We start from the raw sequence: 16,835 nt of genomic DNA on the forward strand, positions 1-16,835 counted from the left end.
CTAGGAGAACACTTTCATGGCTGCACCCAAGGCCGCCGCGCGCAAGCCGCGCCGCAAGGAAAAGAAGAACATCGCGCTGGGCCAGGCCCACATCAAGTCGACGTTCAACAACACGATCGTCTCGATCACCGACCCGTCCGGCGCCGTCATCGCCTGGGCTTCGTCGGGTGGCGTGGGCTTCAAGGGCTCGCGCAAGTCGACCCCGTACGCCGCCGGCATGGCTGCCGAGTCCGCAGCCCGCCAGGCTGCGGAGCACGGCGTCAAGAAGGTCGACGTCCTCGTGAAGGGTCCGGGCTCCGGCCGCGAGACCGCGATCCGCTCGCTGCAGGCCGCCGGCCTCGAGGTGGGTTCGATCCAGGACGTCACCCCGCAGGCGCACAACGGCTGCCGCCCGCCGAAGCGCCGCCGCGTCTGATACGCGCCTCGAGCCGCTCGGCCCCTTCGCGGTCCGAGCGGCTCGACGCCCGCGTACGGGCATCGACTTCCACAACTCAAGACCTCACCCCACCACATGTCATATAGCGGGCATGTGATCGAAAGGAACACAGAGTGCTTATTGCACAGCGTCCCACACTGACCGAGGAAAAGATCGTCGAGAACCGTAGCCGGTTCATCATCGAGCCTCTGGAGCCCGGCTTCGGTTACACGATCGGCAACGCGCTGCGCCGCAGCCTGCTGTCGTCGATCCCCGGTGCTGCTGTCACCAGCGTTCGCATCGACGGCGTGCTGCACGAGTTCAGCACCATCCCCGGCGTGAAGGAGGATGTCACCGAGATCATCCTCAACATCAAGCAGCTCGTCGTCTCGTCCGAGCGCGATGAGCCCATCACGGCGTACCTGCGCAAGACCGGTTCGGGCGAAGTCACCGCCGCCGACATCTCGGCTCCGGCCGGTGTCGAGGTGCAGAACCCCGAGCTCGTCATCGCGACGCTGAACGACACCGCGAAGTTCGAGCTCGAGCTCACGATCGAGCGTGGCCGTGGCTACGTCTCGGCGACGCAGAACCGCAATGAGTACGCCGAGGCCGGTCAGATCCCGATCGACTCGATCTACTCGCCGGTCCTGAAGGTCAGCTACCGCGTCGACGCGACCCGTGCCGGGGAGCGCACCGACTTCGACAAGCTCGTCCTCGACGTCGAGACCAAGTCGGCGATCAGCCCCCGCGACGCCGTCGCTTCGGCTGCCAAGACGCTCACCGAGCTGTTCGGTCTCGCCCGCGAGCTGAACGTCGAGGCCGAGGGCATCGAGATCGGCCCGGCGCCGGTGGAGGCAGTGAACTCCAGCGAGCTGTCGATGCCGATCGAAGACCTCGACCTGTCGGTCCGCTCGTACAACTGCCTGAAGCGTGAGGGCATCAACACCGTTTCCGAGCTCGTCGCCCTGTCGGAGACGCAGCTCATGAACATCCGCAATTTCGGCCAGAAGTCGGTCGACGAGGTGCGCGACAAGCTCATCTCGCTCGGTCTGTCGCTCAAGGATTCGGTGCCCGGTTTCGACGGCGCCCACTTCTACGGCGGCAGCGAAGACGAGTCCTTCTGATACCCGACCTTTCTGACCAGGAGTTAGACGATTATGCCCAAGCCCACTAAGGGTCCCCGCCTCGGAGGCGGCCCCGCACACGAGCGCCTCATGCTTGCCAACCTCGCGGCGGCGCTCTACACCCACAAGTCGATCAAGACGACCGAGACCAAGGCCAAGCGCCTTCGCCCGCTCGCCGAGCGTCTGATCACCTTCGCCAAGCGTGGCGACCTGCACGCGCGTCGTCGCGTGCTGTCGGTCATCGGTGACAAGGAAGTCGTGCACATCCTGTTCTCCGAGATCGCGCCGCTCGTCGCCGAGCGCGAGGGTGGCTACACCCGCATCACGAAGGTCGGCAACCGCAAGGGCGACAACGCTCCGATGGCCGTGATCGAGCTCGTTCTCGAGCCCGTCACCCCGAAGGCGAAGTCGACCAAGAAGGCTGCTGCGGCGCCGAAGGCCGAGAAGGCTGAGAAGGCTGAGAAGCCGGCCGAGGTCGTCGAGGAGGCCCCTGCGGAGGAGGCTCCCGTCGAGGAGGCCGCCGACGCCGGCGCCGAGTCGCAGGCCGAGGGCGAAGCAGCCGAGGCTGCCGCCGAGGACGCTGTCGAGAAGAAGTCCGAGTAAGGACCTCGCTCACGAAGAAGCCCGCCATCCCTTTCGGGGTGGCGGGCTTCTTCGTCTGCGTCGTGCGCCGGCCGCGATTCTCAGCGCGCCCGAAGATCCTTGCGGAGGATCTTCCCCGAGCTGGACTTGGGGATCACGTCGATGAACTCCACCTGTCGCACCTTCTCGTGCGGGGCGACGTGCGCGGCGACATGTGCCATCACCGCGTCCGCATCGAGTTCGGCACCGGGCTGACGCACGACGAAGGCCTTCGGAACCTCCTGCCCGTCGTCGTCGAGGGCGCCGATCACGGCCGCATCGGCGATGGCGGGATGCTCGAGGAGCACCGCCTCCAGTACGGCGGGCGCGACCTGATAGCCCTTGTACTTGATGAGCTCCTTGAGTCGATCGACGATGCGATAGATGCCGTCGTGGGTGACGGTCGCGACATCACCGGTGTGCAGCCAGCCGTCGGCGTCGAGCATCTCGGCCGTGGCATCCGGGCGGTTGAGGTATCCGACCATCACCTGGGGACCGCGCACCCACAGCTCCCCGGGCTCACTCGCGCCCTCCGCGGGCACGGCCACGTCCGCACCCGAGTCGGGATCGACGAGTCGCGCCTCGGTGTTCGGCACGAGTGGGCCGATGGTCGAGCGGTCGATGTCGGTGCGTGCCTCGGAGATGAGGTTCACGGCGGGGCTGGTCTCGGTCATGCCGTATCCCTGCGTGACGATGCAGTCGAGCCGCTTCGCGACCGCTGACGCGAGTGCGCCGTCGAGAGGGGCCGCACCGGAGAAGATGACCTTGATCGCCGAGAGGTCGTACTGGTCGACGATCGGGTGCTTCGCGAGGGCGACGGCGATCGGGGGAGCGACGAACACCCAGGTGGTGCGGTGCTCCGCGATGATGCGCAGGAACTCGGGGAGGTCGAACTTCGGCATCGTGACGAGTCCGGCGCGCTGACGCAGAGCGAAGTTCAGCAGCACGGTCATGCCGTAGATGTGGAAGAAGGGCAGCACGGCCAGCACGCGGTCACTCGCATCGACGCCGAGGACGGGACGGCACTGGGAGACGTTGGCCACCAGATTCCTGTGGGTGAGCATCACGCCCTTCGGACGCCCCGTCGTTCCCGAGGAGTAGGGGAGGACGGCGAGATGGGTCGCGGGGTCGAAGGACACGTCCGGAGCCGGATGGCCTTCGCCGAGGAGTGCGGGAAGCGACGGGTGGCCGTCGACGCCGTCGAGGACGATGACGTGGTCGGCGTCGAGGCCGAGCCGGTCCGCAGCTGCCTGCGCACCCGGGAGCAGCGGGGAGACGGTCACGAGCCAGGTCGCACCGGCATCGGTGAGCTGGTTCGCGATCTCATCTGCGGTGTAGAGGGAGTTGATGGTGGTGGCCGTCGCCCCAGAGCGGAGGATGCCGTGGAACACGGTGGCGAACGCCGGGACGTTCGGGCACAGCACGCCGACCGTCGTGCCGACGCCGACCCCGCGTGCGGCGAGTGCGCCGGCGAACAGATCGATCTGTCCGACCAGCTGTCGATACGTGGTGATCGCCCCGCTCACCCCGTCGATGAGGGCGATGGTGTCCAGTTCGGCGTCGGAGAGATCGCCGAACAGGAACTCGTGGATGGAGACCTCGGGGATCTCCACATCGGGATAGGTACTGCGAACCATGAGATCTCCTTCGATCCGGGCAGGCTGACGTCGTCGTCGAATGCGATCCAGTGTCGCACACAATGGCACTGCGTCCCAGGGGTGTGATCGGGTCAGACGGCGTCGCTGGCGCGGTAGCGGGTGCTCGGGCGGCCCTTGGTCGAGTAGTCGAGTGCGCGCGTCGCCCGCCCGGACGCCGCGAGATGCTCGAGGTAGCGACGCGCACTCACCCGCGAGATGTCCAGGTCCCCGCCGATCTCGGTAGCCGAGGCGTCGGGACGCGCTGTGAGTGCCGTGGACACCCGATCGAGGGTCTCCGCGCTGAGCCCCTTGGGGAGGCCGAGCCGTTGGCGGAACGCGATGATCGCATCCGCCGCCTCGACCCGCCGGACGACGTCGTGGAGCTCGGTGTGATCACGCAGCAGCAGCGTCGCCCCGATGTCGCCGGCATTCCCCGCACTTCCCGTGCTCCGCGCGACGAGCACATGCGACCCGACGATGACCGGGCGCCCCGCCGATTCCCCCTCGCGGAGCACGGTCGTCAGCTCGTCTCCCAGCACGTCGGACGCCGCCGCACCGTCGAGGTCTGCAGCGTCCTTCTCCAGGAACCGCGCCGCGGCATCGTTCACGAGCGTGATCCGGCCCGCACCGTCGACGGTGATCACGCCTTCGCTGAGACCGTGCAGGGTGGTCTCCTGGTTCTTCACGAGCGCGGCGATCTGGTGCGGTTCGAGTCGGTAGATGCGACGACGGATGATCGACGTGACCCACGCGGAGCCGAACACGCCGAGCACCGCCGCTGCGAGCATGGCCGAGATCAACCAGACGAGGTTGGCGGTGAACTCCTCGTTCAGGTCGGACTCGAGGATGCCGACGGATGCGGTGCCGATCACGTCGCCGTCGTCATCGCGGATAGGGACCTTGACGCGCCAGGACGTGCCGAGCGTGCCGGTCTGGGTGCCGACGTAGATCCCACCCGAGAGCGGGATCGACGGGTCGGTGGAGACCTTCTCGCCGATGCGCGCCGGATTCGGGTGCGAATAGCGGATGCCGTCTTCGTTGGCCACGACGACGTAGGCGAGATCGGACGCCTCGCGGATGACCTCGGCGATGGGCTGGATCACGGTCGACGGCTCCATGTCATCGAACGCCGCATGCACGGTCGGCAGCGCGGCGATCGACTGGGCCACGGCCTGCATCCGGTCCTTGTACGCCTCGCGGAGGGCCTGCTCCTGGAATGCACCGGCCACGATGCCGGTCGCCAGGGTCACCAGGAACACGATCAGCGCCTGCAGCACGAGCAACTGCACGCGGAGCGTCATCTTCGAGGCCACCTGATCATTCTGGCCCCTTCGCGGGTGCCGTGCGAGCGGGGACGAGAGCTGCTCGCGACCAATAGTTCCGAAACTCCGACCAATGGTTTCCGAAGCTTGAGCGCGGGTGCGCGAGCTTCCAGGGTGGAGCCACAGCACCACGAACGCTCAAGGAGGAGCGCACATGAAGAATGCACGCATCGGAACACTCGCCGCGTTGGCGGCGGTGGCCGCACTCACACTCACCTCGTGCGCCGGAGGCAGCGCGGCGACCGACGACGGGGGTGGGGACGCGGAGGTCGCCGCGATCACCGACGTCTCGATCGTCGTCCCGGCGGATCCCGGCGGGGGATGGGACCAGACCGGACGGGCACTGTCGCAGGTGCTCACAGAGGACGACATCGTGAGCTCCGCGCCGGTGACGAACGTCGGCGGTGCGGGCGGTACGGTCGGGCTCGCCCAGCTCGCCAACGAGAAGGACCCGAACACGCTGATGGTGATGGGGCTGGTCATGGTCGGAGCGGTCGAGACGAACGCCTCGGCGGTGCGGATCGAGGACACGACCCCGATCGCCCGTCTCACCGACGAACCGCTCGTGGTGGTGGTGCCCGCCGACTCGAAGTACGAGACGCTGAACGACCTCGTGGAGGATGTCGTCGACAACGGGCAGTCCGTCACGATCACGGGCGGCTCCGCCGGAGGCGCCGACCACATCCTCGCCGGCCTCATGCTCGAAGAAGCGGGCCTCGACGGGGCGGAGATCGCGGAGAAGCTGAACTACACTCCGAACTCCGGCGGGGGAGAGGCCGTTCCCCTGCTCATCGGCGGCAAGGTGGCCGCGGGCATCTCGGGCGTCGGCGAGTTCGCCCAGCACATCGAGAGCGGCGCGCTGCGGGCGCTGGCGGTCTCGAGCGAGGAGCCGGTCTCGCAGCTCCCCGACGTCCCGACCATCACCGACGAGGGCTACGACGTGGTCCTCACCAACTGGCGCGGCGTGATCGCCCCCGGCGGCATCTCCGACGGCGAGAAGGACGAGCTGGTGCGCGTGGTCACCGAGCTGCACGAGTCCGCGGCCTGGACGGAGCAGTTGGAGACCAAGGGCTGGACCGACGCGTTCCTGGTCGGCGCGGAGTTCGACGACTTCCTCACCGGCAACATCGAGGAAGTCACGGCGACGCTGAAGAACATCGGGCTGGTGCAGTGACATGACGGTCCCCGCCTCATCGGGGACCGAGGAGCAGAGGGTGCGGGTCGACCACGACGGTCGGCCCGCACGCCGCGCTCCCTCCGTCCCCATCGGCGAGCTCGTGTTCGCCGGCATCATGGTCGCGCTCGGCGTCTTCGCCGTCGTCGGCATCTTCCTGATCCATGTCCCCGTCGGTATGAAGGCCGGTCCGACCGTCTTCCCGATCTTCGTCTCGGTCATCCTGCTCGCCTCCGCCGTCGCGGTGCTGATCGGCGTCCTGCGCGGCGAACGCGGCGGTGCGGAGGAGGCGGAGGACATCGATGAGAGCCTCCCCACCGACTGGGTCACCCTCGCCAAGCTCGCGGGGCTCGTCGTCGCGCATCTGCTGCTGATCGAGCCCCTGGGGTGGGCACCCGCGGCCGCTCTGCTGTTCGGCGGCGTCGCCTGGTCGCTCGCCGCCAAGCGCTGGTGGATGGCGTTCCTCATCGGGATCGTCGTCGCGCTCGTGATCCAGGTCGTCTTCGGCGGGCTGCTCGGCCTGTCGCTGCCCTGGGGCCCTGCTCTCGGCTGGCTCGGAAGGATGTTCTGATGGACAGTTGGACCCTGCTCCTGGAAGGCTTCGCCACGGCGCTGCAGCCGCAGTACCTCGCGTTCGCGTTCCTCGGCGTCTTCGTCGGCACCGCGGTCGGTGTGCTCCCTGGCATCGGCCCCGCCATGACTGTGGCGCTGCTGCTTCCCCTCACCTACACGCTCGATCCGGCCGCCGCGCTGATCACCTTCGCCGGCATCTACTACGGCGGCATGTACGGCGGTTCGACGACGAGCATCCTCCTCAACACACCGGGCGAGTCGGCCTCGATAGTCACGGCCATCGAGGGCAACAAGATGGCGAGGATGGGGCGTGGCGCAGCCGCGCTCGCCACCGCGGCCATCGGATCGTTCATCGCCGGCACCTTGGCGACGCTGGGGCTCACGCTGCTGGCGCCGCTGCTCGCACAGTTCGCGGTGAACCTCGGGCCGGCGGACTACGTCGCTCTCATCGTCATCGCCTTCATCACCGTCGGCGCCCTGATCGGCAACTCGATCTCACGAGGAATGCTCTCGCTGGGCGTCGGGCTGTTCCTCGGGCTCGTCGGCACCGACTGGCTCTCCGGGCAGCAGCGGTACACGCTGGGGCTTCCTGCGCTGTCCGACGGCGTCGACATCGTCCTGGTCGCGGTCGGCCTGTTCGCCGTCGGGGAGACGTTCTACATCGCCGCCCGGATGCGGCATGGCGGCGTCGATGTCATCCCGGTCACGCGCGGATGGCGCTCCTGGATGACGAAGGCCGACTGGCGGAGGTCGTGGAAGCCGTGGTTGCGGGGAACCGCGATCGGATTCCCGATCGGCACGATCCCCGCCGGCGGCGCGGATGTCGCGACGTTCCTGTCGTATGCGACCGAGCGCAAGCTGTCGAAGCACCGCGACGAGTTCGGTCGTGGCGCGATCGAGGGCGTCGCCGGTCCGGAGTCGGCGAACAACGCGGCGGCCGCCGGCGTGCTCGTGCCGCTGCTGACGCTCGGCCTGCCGACCACTGCGACCGCGGCGATCATCCTCACGGCGTTCCAGTCGTACGGCATCCAGCCGGGGCCACTGCTGTTCGAGAGCCAGTCGAATCTGGTGTGGGCGCTGATCGCGAGCCTCTACATCGGCAACGTCATCCTGATCGTGCTCAATCTGCCGCTCGTGGGGATGTGGGTGAAGCTGCTGCAGATCCCGCGGCCGTACCTGTACGCCGGCATCCTCCTGTTCGCGGTCTTCGGGGCGTATGCGCTGCACAGCTCGCCGTCGGACATCGTGATCCTCCTGATCGTCGGCATCCTCGGGTACTTCATGCGGCGGTACGGCTACCCGGTGGCGCCACTGGTGGTCGGGATGATCCTGGGGCCGATGGCCGAGGAGCAGCTGCGCAAGGCGCTGCAGCTGAGCCAGGGAGATCTGAGCACGCTGGTGATGCAGCCGTTCGCGGCCATCGCGTACGGGGTACTCGCGCTGCTGATCGTCGGCGGACTGTGGCTGCGCCGTCGGCAGCGCCGGTACGAGCAGGCGCTCACGGAGTCGATCGCCGTGCCGATCAAGGCGGACTCCGAGGTCTGAATTCGAGACGGGAGGAGGCCGCGAGTAGGCTGATCCGGTGAGTGACGTACAGGCGAAGGCACGAGGGCCGCGCGCCTACACGACGTTCATCGGGATCGGCCTTCTCGCCGGTCTCCTCTCCGGGCTCTTCGGGGTCGGCGGCGGCACGGTCATCGTCCCGCTGCTGGTTCTCCTGCTCCACTTCGACCAGCGCCTCGCCGCCGGGACCTCGCTCGCGGCGATCGTGCCCACGGCCAGCGTCGGCGTCATCTCGTACGCCACGACCGGGTCGGTGGCGTGGATCCCCGCGATCATCCTCGCGGCCGGCGCGGTGGTGGGCGCGCAGATCGGCACCCGTCTGCTCCCGCGCATCTCGCAGACGGCCCTGCGCTGGGGCTTCGTCGGATTCCTCGTCGTGGTGATCGTCAGCCTCTTCCTCGTCATCCCCTCCCGAGATGCGGCGTTCGAACTCTCCTGGCTCACCGGCATCGCCCTGGTCGGCGTGGGCGTCGCCACCGGCATCCTCGCCGGACTGATCGGCGTCGGAGGGGGAGTGATCGTCGTCCCGGTGCTGATGCTGGCCTTCGGCACGAGTGACCTGGTGGCCAAGGGCACCTCGCTGCTCATGATGATCCCGACCGCGATCTCCGGCACGATCGGCAATCTCCGCAACCGCAACGTGGATCTCCTGGCCGCGGCTCTCATCGGCGTCTCCGCCTGCACGACGACCGCGCTCGGCGCGTGGCTGGCGACGATCGTGAACCCGACGCTGGGCAACATGCTCTTCGCGGCATACCTCGTCGTGATCGCGGTGCAGATGGCGATCAAGGCGATCAGAGGACGCAAGCGCGCCTGATGACACCCGGATGAAAGGATCTTCATCCACGGCTCATCTGCGCATCATGATCGACGGGCATCATGGGGTCATGACCTCCCCACGACGCCTCCTGATCACCGGCGCGCTGATCGCGATCCCGGTCGCCTTCGCGGTCGGAAGCGTCGTGCTGGCGCAGATGCCCCCGTCTCCGCAGATCCCGACCGAGCCGATGTCGGTGCAGTTGGCACCGCCGGTGCCGACCGAGGAGCCGGCACCCGAGCCCCCGGCCGCGCCCGACACCACCGCCCCGGCCCCGGCTCCGGCGCCTGCTCCGGCACCGGCACCGGCACCGGCACCGGCACCCGCACCGAACGACGATGACAACGACGATGACGGCGGCGGCGACGATGACTGATGCTCCCACCCTGCCCCTCGACATCGGAGGGCACGATGCGTCGGTGCGCCAGGAGACGATGCCCGCACCGCAGGCGCAGGCTCCCGCCGGCGCACCGCTGCGCACGCTGCGACGTCGTACCCTCCCCGCCCGCTGGAGGATCACGCTGTGGATCATCCTCAGCACGGCGATCACGCTCCTCGCGGTCGGCATGATCGGCCGCAGCATCTTCCTCGCGGGGGTCGAGCAGTCGGCCAACGCCGAGATCGAGCAGGAGGCCGCGGAGTTCTCCCGGTTCGCCGAGGATGCCGCGGTCGGCGGCCACACCACGGCGGAGGATCTGGTGACCGAGTACGTCGCCCGCCAGTCCGTGCACGAGGACGAGGTGGTCGTCGCCGTGGTCGACGGGGCGGTGATCGCGGTCGCGAACGGCCGGGTGGAGGCGACGGATCCGTCGACGGTGTCGGCGGTGCCGGGAGGCGAGTCGCTCGTCACCCGCCTGCTCGGCGAGACCGCGACCTCGGGGGCGATGGACGCTCCCGAGGCGGGACCGCTGCGGTGGGGTCGGCTGGACTTCACCACCGGCGACGGCGACGGTGCCGTGCTGATCGTGCAGTACACGCAGGAGGCCAGGTCGCAGGTCGACGCCGGGTTCGCCACGATCGCGTGGGTCGCTCTGATCGGCATCCTGCTCAGCTCCGGTGTCGCGTGGCTCGTCGCCGGACAGATCCTGGCTCCCGTGCGAGAGGTGTACCGGGTCGCCCGCGACATCGGAGAGCACGACCTCTCGGCGCGAGTCCCGGTCGAGGGCACCGACGACATCGCGGCCGTGGCCACCACCTTCAACCAGATGCTCGACCGGCTCGAGGCCGTGCATGCGACGCAGCAGCGGTTCGTGGATGATGCGGGCCACGAGCTGCGCACCCCGATCACGATCGTGCGCGGGCAGCTGGAACTGCTCAGCGAAGACCCCGAGGAGCGTGCGGCCACCCTGCGCCTCGTGAGCGACGAGCTCGACCGGATGAGCCGCATCGTCACCGACCTGCTCGTGCTCGCCAGGGCGGAGCAGCCCGACTTCGTGCGGGTCGCGGACTGCGACATCGCCGCTCTCACGCTCGACATCGAGGCCAAGGCGCAGAACCTCGGCGATCGTCGGTGGCAGCTCATGGAGGTGGCGGAGGGGACTGCGGCGCTCGACCCGCAGCGGGTCACCCAAGCCGTGCTCCAGCTCGCGGCGAACGCGGTGCAGGTCACAGAGCCGGGCGACCGCATCCTCATCGGCTCGCGCTTCGACGGCGACGGTGCCGAGCGCCGGCTGCGGCTGTGGGTGCGCGACTCCGGCCCGGGGGTCGCGGCCGTCGACGCCGAGCGCATCTTCGAGCGCTTCGCCCGCGGCGACAGCTCCGGCGCGCGCCGGGGGTCGGGACTCGGGCTCGCGATCGTGCGGGCGATCACCGACGGACACGGCGGCTCGGCCTGGGTCGACAGCGTGCTCGGGGACGGCGCCACCTTCGGCGTCGACCTCCCGGCCCCCACCCGCACACGGCACGACGCCGTGGCAGAGAGGATCGAGTGAGATGCGCAGCATCCTGATCGCCGAAGACGATCCGCACATCACCTCCTTCGTCCGCCGCGGCCTGCGGGCGGCCGGCTACGAGACCGCCGAAGCAGCCGACGGACACACCGCCCTGCTGATGGCTCGCAGCGGCATGTTCGATCTGGTCCTGCTCGACATCGGGCTCGGCGGCATGGACGGCTTCGACGTGTTGGCGAACCTCCGCGGCGAGGGCGTCACGACTCCCGTCATCATCCTCACGGCCCGCGACTCGGTGATCGACACCGTGCGGGGTCTGGAGAGCGGCGCGAACGACTACGTCACCAAGCCCTTCCAGTTCGCCGAGCTCATCGCCCGCGTGCGGTTGCGCATCGGCGACGGCGAGGGCCGTGCGGCCGGGCCGGTGCTCACGCACGGCGACGTGCGCGTGGACGTGCGGGCACGCACCGTCACGGTCGACGGCGATATGCGTGAGCTCACCTCACGCGAGTTCGCGCTCCTCGAGGTGTTCCTCCAGAACGCCGGCCAGGTGCTGTCGCGCGACCAGCTGATCGGGCACGTCTGGGGGATGGATTTCGATCCGGCCTCCAACGTGGTCGACGTGTACGTGCGGGCACTGCGCGGCAAGATCGGCGTCGACCGCATCGAGACCGTGCGCGGGGCGGGATACCGATTCCGATGAGCGATCACACCGAGACCAGGAGCCGCGGGGCGGAGCCCGTGGGGGGAGAGCGTGCGCGCTTCGCGACGATGCCGCCGCAGCGCCCGACTCCGCCCACCGCCCGGCCCTTCACCGTGCGCCGGCTCCGGCGGGCGGACGTCCTCCGCCTCGTCGTCCTCGGCCTCGTGCTGTCGGCCGGTCTCGCGATGGCGTCGTCGGCGCTGGCGCCGGCCGCAGGTCCCGACGCGATCACCCTGCCGATCGCGGTGACCCTCACCGTCTTCCTGCTCGCGGTGTGGGCCTGGACCTCGACGCGCCTCGACGACACGCTCGTCGCCTTCCTCGCGGCCATCGCGCTGATCGTCACCGGCGTGCTCCCCGCGAGCGACTTCTTCGCCTCGCTCGGCGACGAGACGATCTGGCTGCTCATCGGAGCATTCGTGATCGCCTCCGCCGTCTCGTCCTCGGGCCTCGCGCTGCGCGGCGCCTCGCACTTGCTCCGCTTCGCGCGGGGACCGCGGAGCCTGTTCCACCTCACGACGGTGGCGCTCACCCTTACCGCCTTCGCCGTGCCGGCGACATCCGGGCGGGCAGCGCTCGCCGTCCCCGTGTACACCGCGGTCTCCGCCGTCCTGCCCGGACGCGAGCGGGTGATCCGCGCCCTCGCACTGCTGATGCCGACCGTGGTGCTGCTCTCGGCCGTCGGATCCCTGCTCGGCGCGGGAGCGCACATCGTCACGGACCAGCTGCTGCGCGCCTCGGGCGAGGAGGGCTTCACCTTCCTGAGCTGGCTCTGGCTCGGGCTGCCCCTCGCGGTGGTGTCATCGCACCTGGCCTGCGAGATCATCCTCTGGCGCTTCACCGGCAGGACGGATCGCGCGATCGCGTTGCGGATGGATGCCGCCGAGATCGGCAGGTCCGCGTCGACCGCCGTGACCGGACCGCTCAGCACGATGGAGCGACGGGCAGCCCTGCTGCTGAGTGGTGTGATCCTGCTCTGGAGCACCGAACCGCTGCACCATCTCTCGCCGGCCCTGGTCGCACTCCTCGGCGCCGTCGCCGCCGTCACGCCCGGCATCGGCTGCCTGACGTTCCCCGCCGCGATCAAGCGCGTGCCGTGGTCGCTGCTGCTGTTCCTCGCCGCGACACTCGCGCTGGCCTCCGCTCTCACCACCACGGGGGCGGCCGCATGGCTGAGCTCGTCCGCGCTCGCGCCGCTGCGTGGTCTCGGCGCCGCGGGGGCCGTGGCCTTCGTGCTCGTCGTCATCGCGATCTCGACCGCGGCGCACCTGCTGATCCCCTCGCGTTCGGCGCGCTCGGCCGCGATCATCCCCGTCGTGATCGCGCTCGCTCCCGCCCTCGGCGTCTCCCCGATGGCTGCGGCCTTCGCCTCGACCGCGGCAGCCGGCTTCTGCCACACGCTGCCGAGCTCCGCGAAGCCCGTCGCCATGTTCGCCGACCCCGACATCGTCCGCGGCGGCTTCACGCCGCAGGATCTGCGTCGGCTCTCGGTGCTGCTGGCCCCCGCGATGTTCGTGCTCGTGGCCGTGTTCGCCCTGTGGATCTGGCCCCTGATGGGACTGCCGCTGCTGCTCTGATCGGCGGGTGCCGCCCCGCCCCGTTCTCAACCGTTCCGCGTGCACCGCCGGTGCACCGGTGCTCGTCGTGCCCGCAAGACGGGCGTTCGTCGCCCGTTCGGGCGCAGAAGGAGGAATCATGTCGATCCACACCCCGCAGCGCATCCTGGTCGCACCGAGTGGCTTCAAGGAGAGCCTGAGCGCCGAGGCCGTGGCCCAGGCGATCGCCGCCGGCGTGCGCCGGGTCATCCCCGGCGTGCAGGTCGACGAGTACCCGGTGCCGGACGGCGGAGAGGGGACGGCAGCCGCGCTCGCCGCAGCGACCGGTGGCGACCTCATCCCCGTGCGGGTCACCGGTCCGGTCGGTGACGCCGTCGAGGCGCACTGGGCCCGGCTCGGCGGTCATGCCGCCGGCACTGCCGTGGTCGAGATGGCATCGGCCGCGGGTCTGCGACTCGTGCCGCGCGATCGCCGCGACCCCGGCGAGACCACCACGCGCGGGGTGGGCGAGCTGATCGCCGCGGCTCTGGACGCCGGTGCGGAGCGGATCGTGGTCGGCTGCGGCGACTCCGGCACGAGCGACGGCGGGGCCGGGGCGCTCGAAGCGCTCGGCGCACGCATCCTGGATCGCGACGGCGCGCCGATCGCCCGCGGAGGGCGGCACTTGCGCGAAGCGGCGCAGCTCGATCTCGCGGGTCTTCATCCCCGTATCGGCGAGGTGGAGATCGTGCTCGCCTGCAACATCCACAACGTGCTGTGCGGACCTCGCGGGGTGGCCAGGGTGTTCGGCCCGCAGAAGGGGGCGACGCCCGAGCAGGTGGAGGAGCTCGCGACCGCCCTCGACGTGTGGGCGGGCCTCCTCGAGGAGCAGAGCCCGTTCGGGGCGGCGATGGATGTGCGCACCGGCGGTGGCACCGGAGCCTCGGGTGGGCTCGGGGCGGGACTCGCCGCGGTGCTCGGCGCTCGACTCGCCCCGCGGTTCGAGGTGCTGCTCGACAGCGACCTGCTGCCCGAACCGCTCGATGAGCTGATGGCGGTGGCCGACCTCGTCATCACCGCGGAAGGCGCGATCGACTTCCAGACCCCGCGCGGCAAGGTGCCGGCCGAGATCGCGATGCGCGCCCGGGTCGCCGGCGTCCCCGTGCTCGGCATCGCCGGATCGCTCGGCGTGGGAGCCCCGACCGTGCACGACATCGGGATCGACGCGATCGCCTCGATCATCACCGTGCCGATGCCGCTCGAACAGGCAGTGGAACACGGCGATGCGCTGCTGCGCGATGCCGCGGAGCGCAGCATGAGGATGGTCCTGCTCGGATCGGCGATGTCCGCGCGGGCGGCCTGAACCCTCCGAGACCCGGCGCGCGGACGGCTTCCCTGCCACCCCTCGGTAGGATCGAGGGGTGGCAGTGAACCAAGAACTGGTCGGCCGGGAGTTCCCGCCGACGGCCCCGTACCTCGTCGGCCGCGAGAAGGTGCGCGAGTTCGCTCGCGCCGTCTTCGCCGACGCCCCGCAGCACACCGACCTGAAGGCGGCTCGCGCGGCGGGCTTCTCCGACGTCGTGGCGCCGCCGACCTTCGCGATGGTCATCCAGGACCTCACGCTCCAGCAGCTGCTGGGGCAGGAGGACTCCGGCATCGTGCTCGCCCGCACCATCCATGCCGAGCAGCGTTTCGCCTACACGCGCCCGATCGTCGCGGGCGACGAGCTCACCGCGCAGCTGCGTGTCACCGGCATCCGGATGATGGGCGGCAACGCGATGATCACCAGCGAGGCCGAGATCACCGACCCTGCGGGAGCCCACGTCGTGACCGCGACCAGCGTGCTGCTCGTCGGCGCCGAGGAGACCGCGGATGAAGGAGAGGCCGTCTGATGGGCTACACCGTCGGAGACGTGATCGCCGAGCGCACCGTGCACCTCACCCGGGAGTCGCTCGTGCGCTACGCGGGAGCGTCCGGAGACTTCAACCCCATCCACTACCGCGATGACGTCGCCGCGTCCGTCGGCCTCCCCGGGGTGCTCGCGCACGGCATGCTCACGATGGGCATCGCCTCGTCGGTCGTCGTCGCGGCGCTCGATCCCGCGACCCGCATCCTCGACTATGGCGTGCGCTTCACGAAGCCGGTCGTGGTCGACCCCGTCGACGGCGCCGACATCACGGTCGTCGCCACGGTCGGCGCGGTCGACGACGAGGTCGCGCGCATCGATCTCAAGGTGACGTTCGGCGAGACCACCGTGCTCGTCAAGGCGCAGCTGCGCATCGCCGTCCGATGAGGACGCTCTGATGCGGGAGATCGAGTCGATCCGACTTGCAGAACTGACCACGCTCCGCACGGGCGCGGCACCGGAGCGGATGTTCGAGGCGACGACGACCGCGGGGCTCGTCGAGGCTCTGCGGGAGACGTGGGAGCGCGGCGACGAGTGGTTCGTGCTCGGCGGCGGCTCCAACCTCTTCGTCGGCGACGAGCCCTTCGAAGGCACGGTCATCCGCGTGCGCACCGAGGGCATCGAGGAGCTCCCTTCCCCGCATGCCGGTCGCATCCGTCTGCGTGCGCAGGCCGGACACGGCTGGGACGACCTGGTCGCCTACGCCGTCGCCCACGGCTATGCGGGCCTCGAGGCCATGAGCGGCATCCCGGGCACGGTCGGCGCGGCCCCCGTGCAGAACATCGGCGCGTACGGGCAGGAGATCCAGGAGACGCTGGTCGAGGTCGAACTGATCGACGAGTCGACCGGCGAGATCTCGACCGTTCCCGCCGCCGAGCTCGGACTCGGCTTCCGCACCTCGGTGCTCAAGCACCACCACGGGAGCGTGCCGCTGCGTCGCGCGGTGATCCTCTCCGTGACGGTCGATCTGCTCGTGGCGGGCGAGCGCGTGGTGCGCGGCGAGCAGCTGCGTCGCGCGCTGGGGCTGACCGATGAGGCGCCTGTGCCGCTGAGCTGGGTGCGTGAGCGCATCCTCGCGACCCGCGCCTCGAAGGGCATGCTGCTCGATGCGGACGACCCGGACACCCACGGTGTCGGCTCCTTCTTCCAGAACGCGATCGTGACGGCGGCGGTGGCCAGGGCGCTGCCTGCGGAATGTCCGCGCTGGCCGGTCGCCCCCGACCTCGATGCGGTGACCGTGATCCCGCTCGCGTCCTACGACGGTCAGGTGCCGCCCTCGAAGCCCTCTGCCGTCTCCGACGTCAAGGTGAGCGCGGCGTGGCTGATCGAGCAGGCCGGCATCCGCAAGGGGTTCAAGCTCCCGCGGTCGCGCGCCTCGGTGTCGACGAAGCACGCGCTCGCGTTGACCAACCGCGGCGGCGCGACCGCCGGCGAGGTCGCCGAGCTCGCACGGTTCATCCAGAGCAGGGTGCACGCCGAGTTCGGTCTCGTGCTGCAGCCGGAGCCGGTGCTCGTCGGCGTCGATCTGTAGGGGCGGCCGGCGGGGCGCGTCGGTT

The 16,835-nt window shown here is 69.8% G+C and carries 17 protein-coding genes; 15 read left to right on the plus strand and 2 right to left on the minus strand.

Features of this window, described 5'->3' with window-relative positions:
- The first annotated feature begins 16 nt into the window (after window positions 1–16).
- The 3 genes from rpsK to rplQ all read left to right on the plus strand — a co-directional run bounded on the left by rpsK (window position 17) and on the right by rplQ (window position 2,142).
- Complete coding sequence (gene rpsK, locus CQ042_RS12750; protein WP_017829189.1) at window positions 17–415, plus strand: 30S ribosomal protein S11; 399 nt, start codon at window positions 17–19, stop codon at window positions 413–415.
- Between the two features lie 134 nt (window positions 416–549).
- Window positions 550–1,539 carry a DNA-directed RNA polymerase subunit alpha gene (locus tag CQ042_RS12755; RefSeq protein WP_105670838.1) on the plus strand — a complete coding sequence of 330 codons (990 nt, stop codon included), beginning with the start codon at window positions 550–552 and terminating at the stop codon, window positions 1,537–1,539.
- Window positions 1,540–1,572: 33 nt separating this feature from the next.
- A complete protein-coding gene (gene rplQ / locus CQ042_RS12760) occupies window positions 1,573–2,142 on the plus strand; it encodes a 50S ribosomal protein L17 (protein WP_105670839.1) in 570 nt (189 codons plus the stop codon).
- Between the two features lie 80 nt (window positions 2,143–2,222).
- On the opposite strand, the gene CQ042_RS12765 is transcribed toward rplQ, so the two are convergent.
- The gene (locus tag CQ042_RS12765) at window positions 2,223–3,797 is read right to left on the minus strand and encodes an AMP-binding protein (RefSeq protein ID WP_105670840.1); all 1,575 of its coding nucleotides are present in this window, start codon (window positions 3,795–3,797) and stop codon (window positions 2,223–2,225) included.
- A 92-nt stretch (window positions 3,798–3,889) separates the two neighbouring features.
- Complete coding sequence (locus tag CQ042_RS12770; RefSeq protein WP_105670841.1) at window positions 3,890–5,110, minus strand: PAS domain-containing protein; 1,221 nt, start codon at window positions 5,108–5,110, stop codon at window positions 3,890–3,892.
- A gap of 163 nt (window positions 5,111–5,273) precedes the next feature.
- Between CQ042_RS12770 and CQ042_RS12775 the strand changes: the two genes are divergently transcribed.
- The 12 genes from CQ042_RS12775 to CQ042_RS12830 all read left to right on the plus strand — a co-directional run bounded on the left by CQ042_RS12775 (window position 5,274) and on the right by CQ042_RS12830 (window position 16,810).
- On the plus strand, window positions 5,274–6,293 hold the full coding sequence (locus tag CQ042_RS12775) for a tripartite tricarboxylate transporter substrate binding protein (RefSeq protein WP_105670842.1): 1,020 nt from the start codon (window positions 5,274–5,276) through the stop codon (window positions 6,291–6,293).
- Between the two features lies 1 nt (window position 6,294).
- Entirely contained in the window at window positions 6,295–6,864 is a 570-nt protein-coding gene (locus CQ042_RS12780) for a tripartite tricarboxylate transporter TctB family protein (protein WP_258132246.1), read from the plus strand.
- Entirely contained in the window at window positions 6,864–8,411 is a 1,548-nt protein-coding gene (locus CQ042_RS12785) for a tripartite tricarboxylate transporter permease (protein ID WP_105670843.1), read from the plus strand. The genes CQ042_RS12780 and CQ042_RS12785 overlap by 1 nt, the downstream gene beginning before the upstream one ends.
- Window positions 8,412–8,448: 37 nt before the next feature.
- A complete protein-coding gene (locus tag CQ042_RS12790) occupies window positions 8,449–9,246 on the plus strand; it encodes a sulfite exporter TauE/SafE family protein (protein WP_105670844.1) in 798 nt (265 codons plus the stop codon).
- A gap of 70 nt (window positions 9,247–9,316) precedes the next feature.
- On the plus strand, window positions 9,317–9,622 hold the full coding sequence (locus tag CQ042_RS12795; protein WP_105670917.1) for a hypothetical protein: 306 nt from the start codon (window positions 9,317–9,319) through the stop codon (window positions 9,620–9,622).
- Complete coding sequence (locus tag CQ042_RS12800; protein WP_219844856.1) at window positions 9,615–11,177, plus strand: ATP-binding protein; 1,563 nt, start codon at window positions 9,615–9,617, stop codon at window positions 11,175–11,177. The genes CQ042_RS12795 and CQ042_RS12800 overlap by 8 nt, the downstream gene beginning before the upstream one ends.
- Window position 11,178: 1 nt before the next feature.
- The gene (locus tag CQ042_RS12805) at window positions 11,179–11,838 is read left to right on the plus strand and encodes a response regulator transcription factor (protein WP_105670845.1); all 660 of its coding nucleotides are present in this window, start codon (window positions 11,179–11,181) and stop codon (window positions 11,836–11,838) included.
- Complete coding sequence (locus CQ042_RS12810; RefSeq protein ID WP_105670846.1) at window positions 11,835–13,415, plus strand: SLC13 family permease; 1,581 nt, start codon at window positions 11,835–11,837, stop codon at window positions 13,413–13,415. Before CQ042_RS12805 ends, CQ042_RS12810 begins: the two co-directional genes overlap by 4 nt.
- 118 nt (window positions 13,416–13,533) lie before the next feature.
- On the plus strand, window positions 13,534–14,736 hold the full coding sequence (locus CQ042_RS12815) for a glycerate kinase (protein ID WP_105670847.1): 1,203 nt from the start codon (window positions 13,534–13,536) through the stop codon (window positions 14,734–14,736).
- Between the two features lie 58 nt (window positions 14,737–14,794).
- Window positions 14,795–15,265, plus strand: a complete 471-nt coding sequence (locus tag CQ042_RS12820) for a MaoC family dehydratase N-terminal domain-containing protein (RefSeq protein WP_105670848.1) — start codon at window positions 14,795–14,797, stop codon at window positions 15,263–15,265.
- A complete protein-coding gene (locus CQ042_RS12825; protein WP_105670849.1) occupies window positions 15,265–15,666 on the plus strand; it encodes a MaoC/PaaZ C-terminal domain-containing protein in 402 nt (133 codons plus the stop codon). The genes CQ042_RS12820 and CQ042_RS12825 overlap by 1 nt, the downstream gene beginning before the upstream one ends.
- 10 nt (window positions 15,667–15,676) lie before the next feature.
- Window positions 15,677–16,810: a UDP-N-acetylmuramate dehydrogenase gene (locus CQ042_RS12830; RefSeq protein ID WP_105670850.1), complete on the plus strand. Its 1,134-nt coding sequence runs from the start codon at window positions 15,677–15,679 to the stop codon at window positions 16,808–16,810.
- Window positions 16,811–16,835 lie beyond the last annotated feature (25 nt).

It is taken from the genome of Microbacterium sp. MYb62 (assembly GCF_002979475.1).
In the GTDB taxonomy this organism is placed as follows: Bacteria; Actinomycetota; Actinomycetes; order Actinomycetales; family Microbacteriaceae; genus Microbacterium.

Coding starts and splice junctions, on each gene's coding strand:
- CQ042_RS12830 (WP_105670850.1), top strand. CDS start 15,677: ATGCGGGAGATCGAGTCGATCCGACTTGCAGAACTGACCACGCTCCGC.
- rplQ (WP_105670839.1), top strand. CDS start 1,573: ATGCCCAAGCCCACTAAGGGTCCCCGCCTCGGAGGCGGCCCCGCACAC.
- CQ042_RS12795 (WP_105670917.1), top strand. CDS start 9,317: ATGACCTCCCCACGACGCCTCCTGATCACCGGCGCGCTGATCGCGATC.
- rpsK (WP_017829189.1), top strand. CDS start 17: ATGGCTGCACCCAAGGCCGCCGCGCGCAAGCCGCGCCGCAAGGAAAAG.
- CQ042_RS12815 (WP_105670847.1), top strand. CDS start 13,534: ATGTCGATCCACACCCCGCAGCGCATCCTGGTCGCACCGAGTGGCTTC.
- CQ042_RS12805 (WP_105670845.1), top strand. CDS start 11,179: ATGCGCAGCATCCTGATCGCCGAAGACGATCCGCACATCACCTCCTTC.
- CQ042_RS12765 (WP_105670840.1), bottom strand. CDS start 3,797: ATGGTTCGCAGTACCTATCCCGATGTGGAGATCCCCGAGGTCTCCATC.
- CQ042_RS12780 (WP_258132246.1), top strand. CDS start 6,295: ATGACGGTCCCCGCCTCATCGGGGACCGAGGAGCAGAGGGTGCGGGTC.
- CQ042_RS12825 (WP_105670849.1), top strand. CDS start 15,265: ATGGGCTACACCGTCGGAGACGTGATCGCCGAGCGCACCGTGCACCTC.
- CQ042_RS12785 (WP_105670843.1), top strand. CDS start 6,864: ATGGACAGTTGGACCCTGCTCCTGGAAGGCTTCGCCACGGCGCTGCAG.
- CQ042_RS12775 (WP_105670842.1), top strand. CDS start 5,274: ATGAAGAATGCACGCATCGGAACACTCGCCGCGTTGGCGGCGGTGGCC.
- CQ042_RS12800 (WP_219844856.1), top strand. CDS start 9,615: ATGACTGATGCTCCCACCCTGCCCCTCGACATCGGAGGGCACGATGCG.
- CQ042_RS12810 (WP_105670846.1), top strand. CDS start 11,835: ATGAGCGATCACACCGAGACCAGGAGCCGCGGGGCGGAGCCCGTGGGG.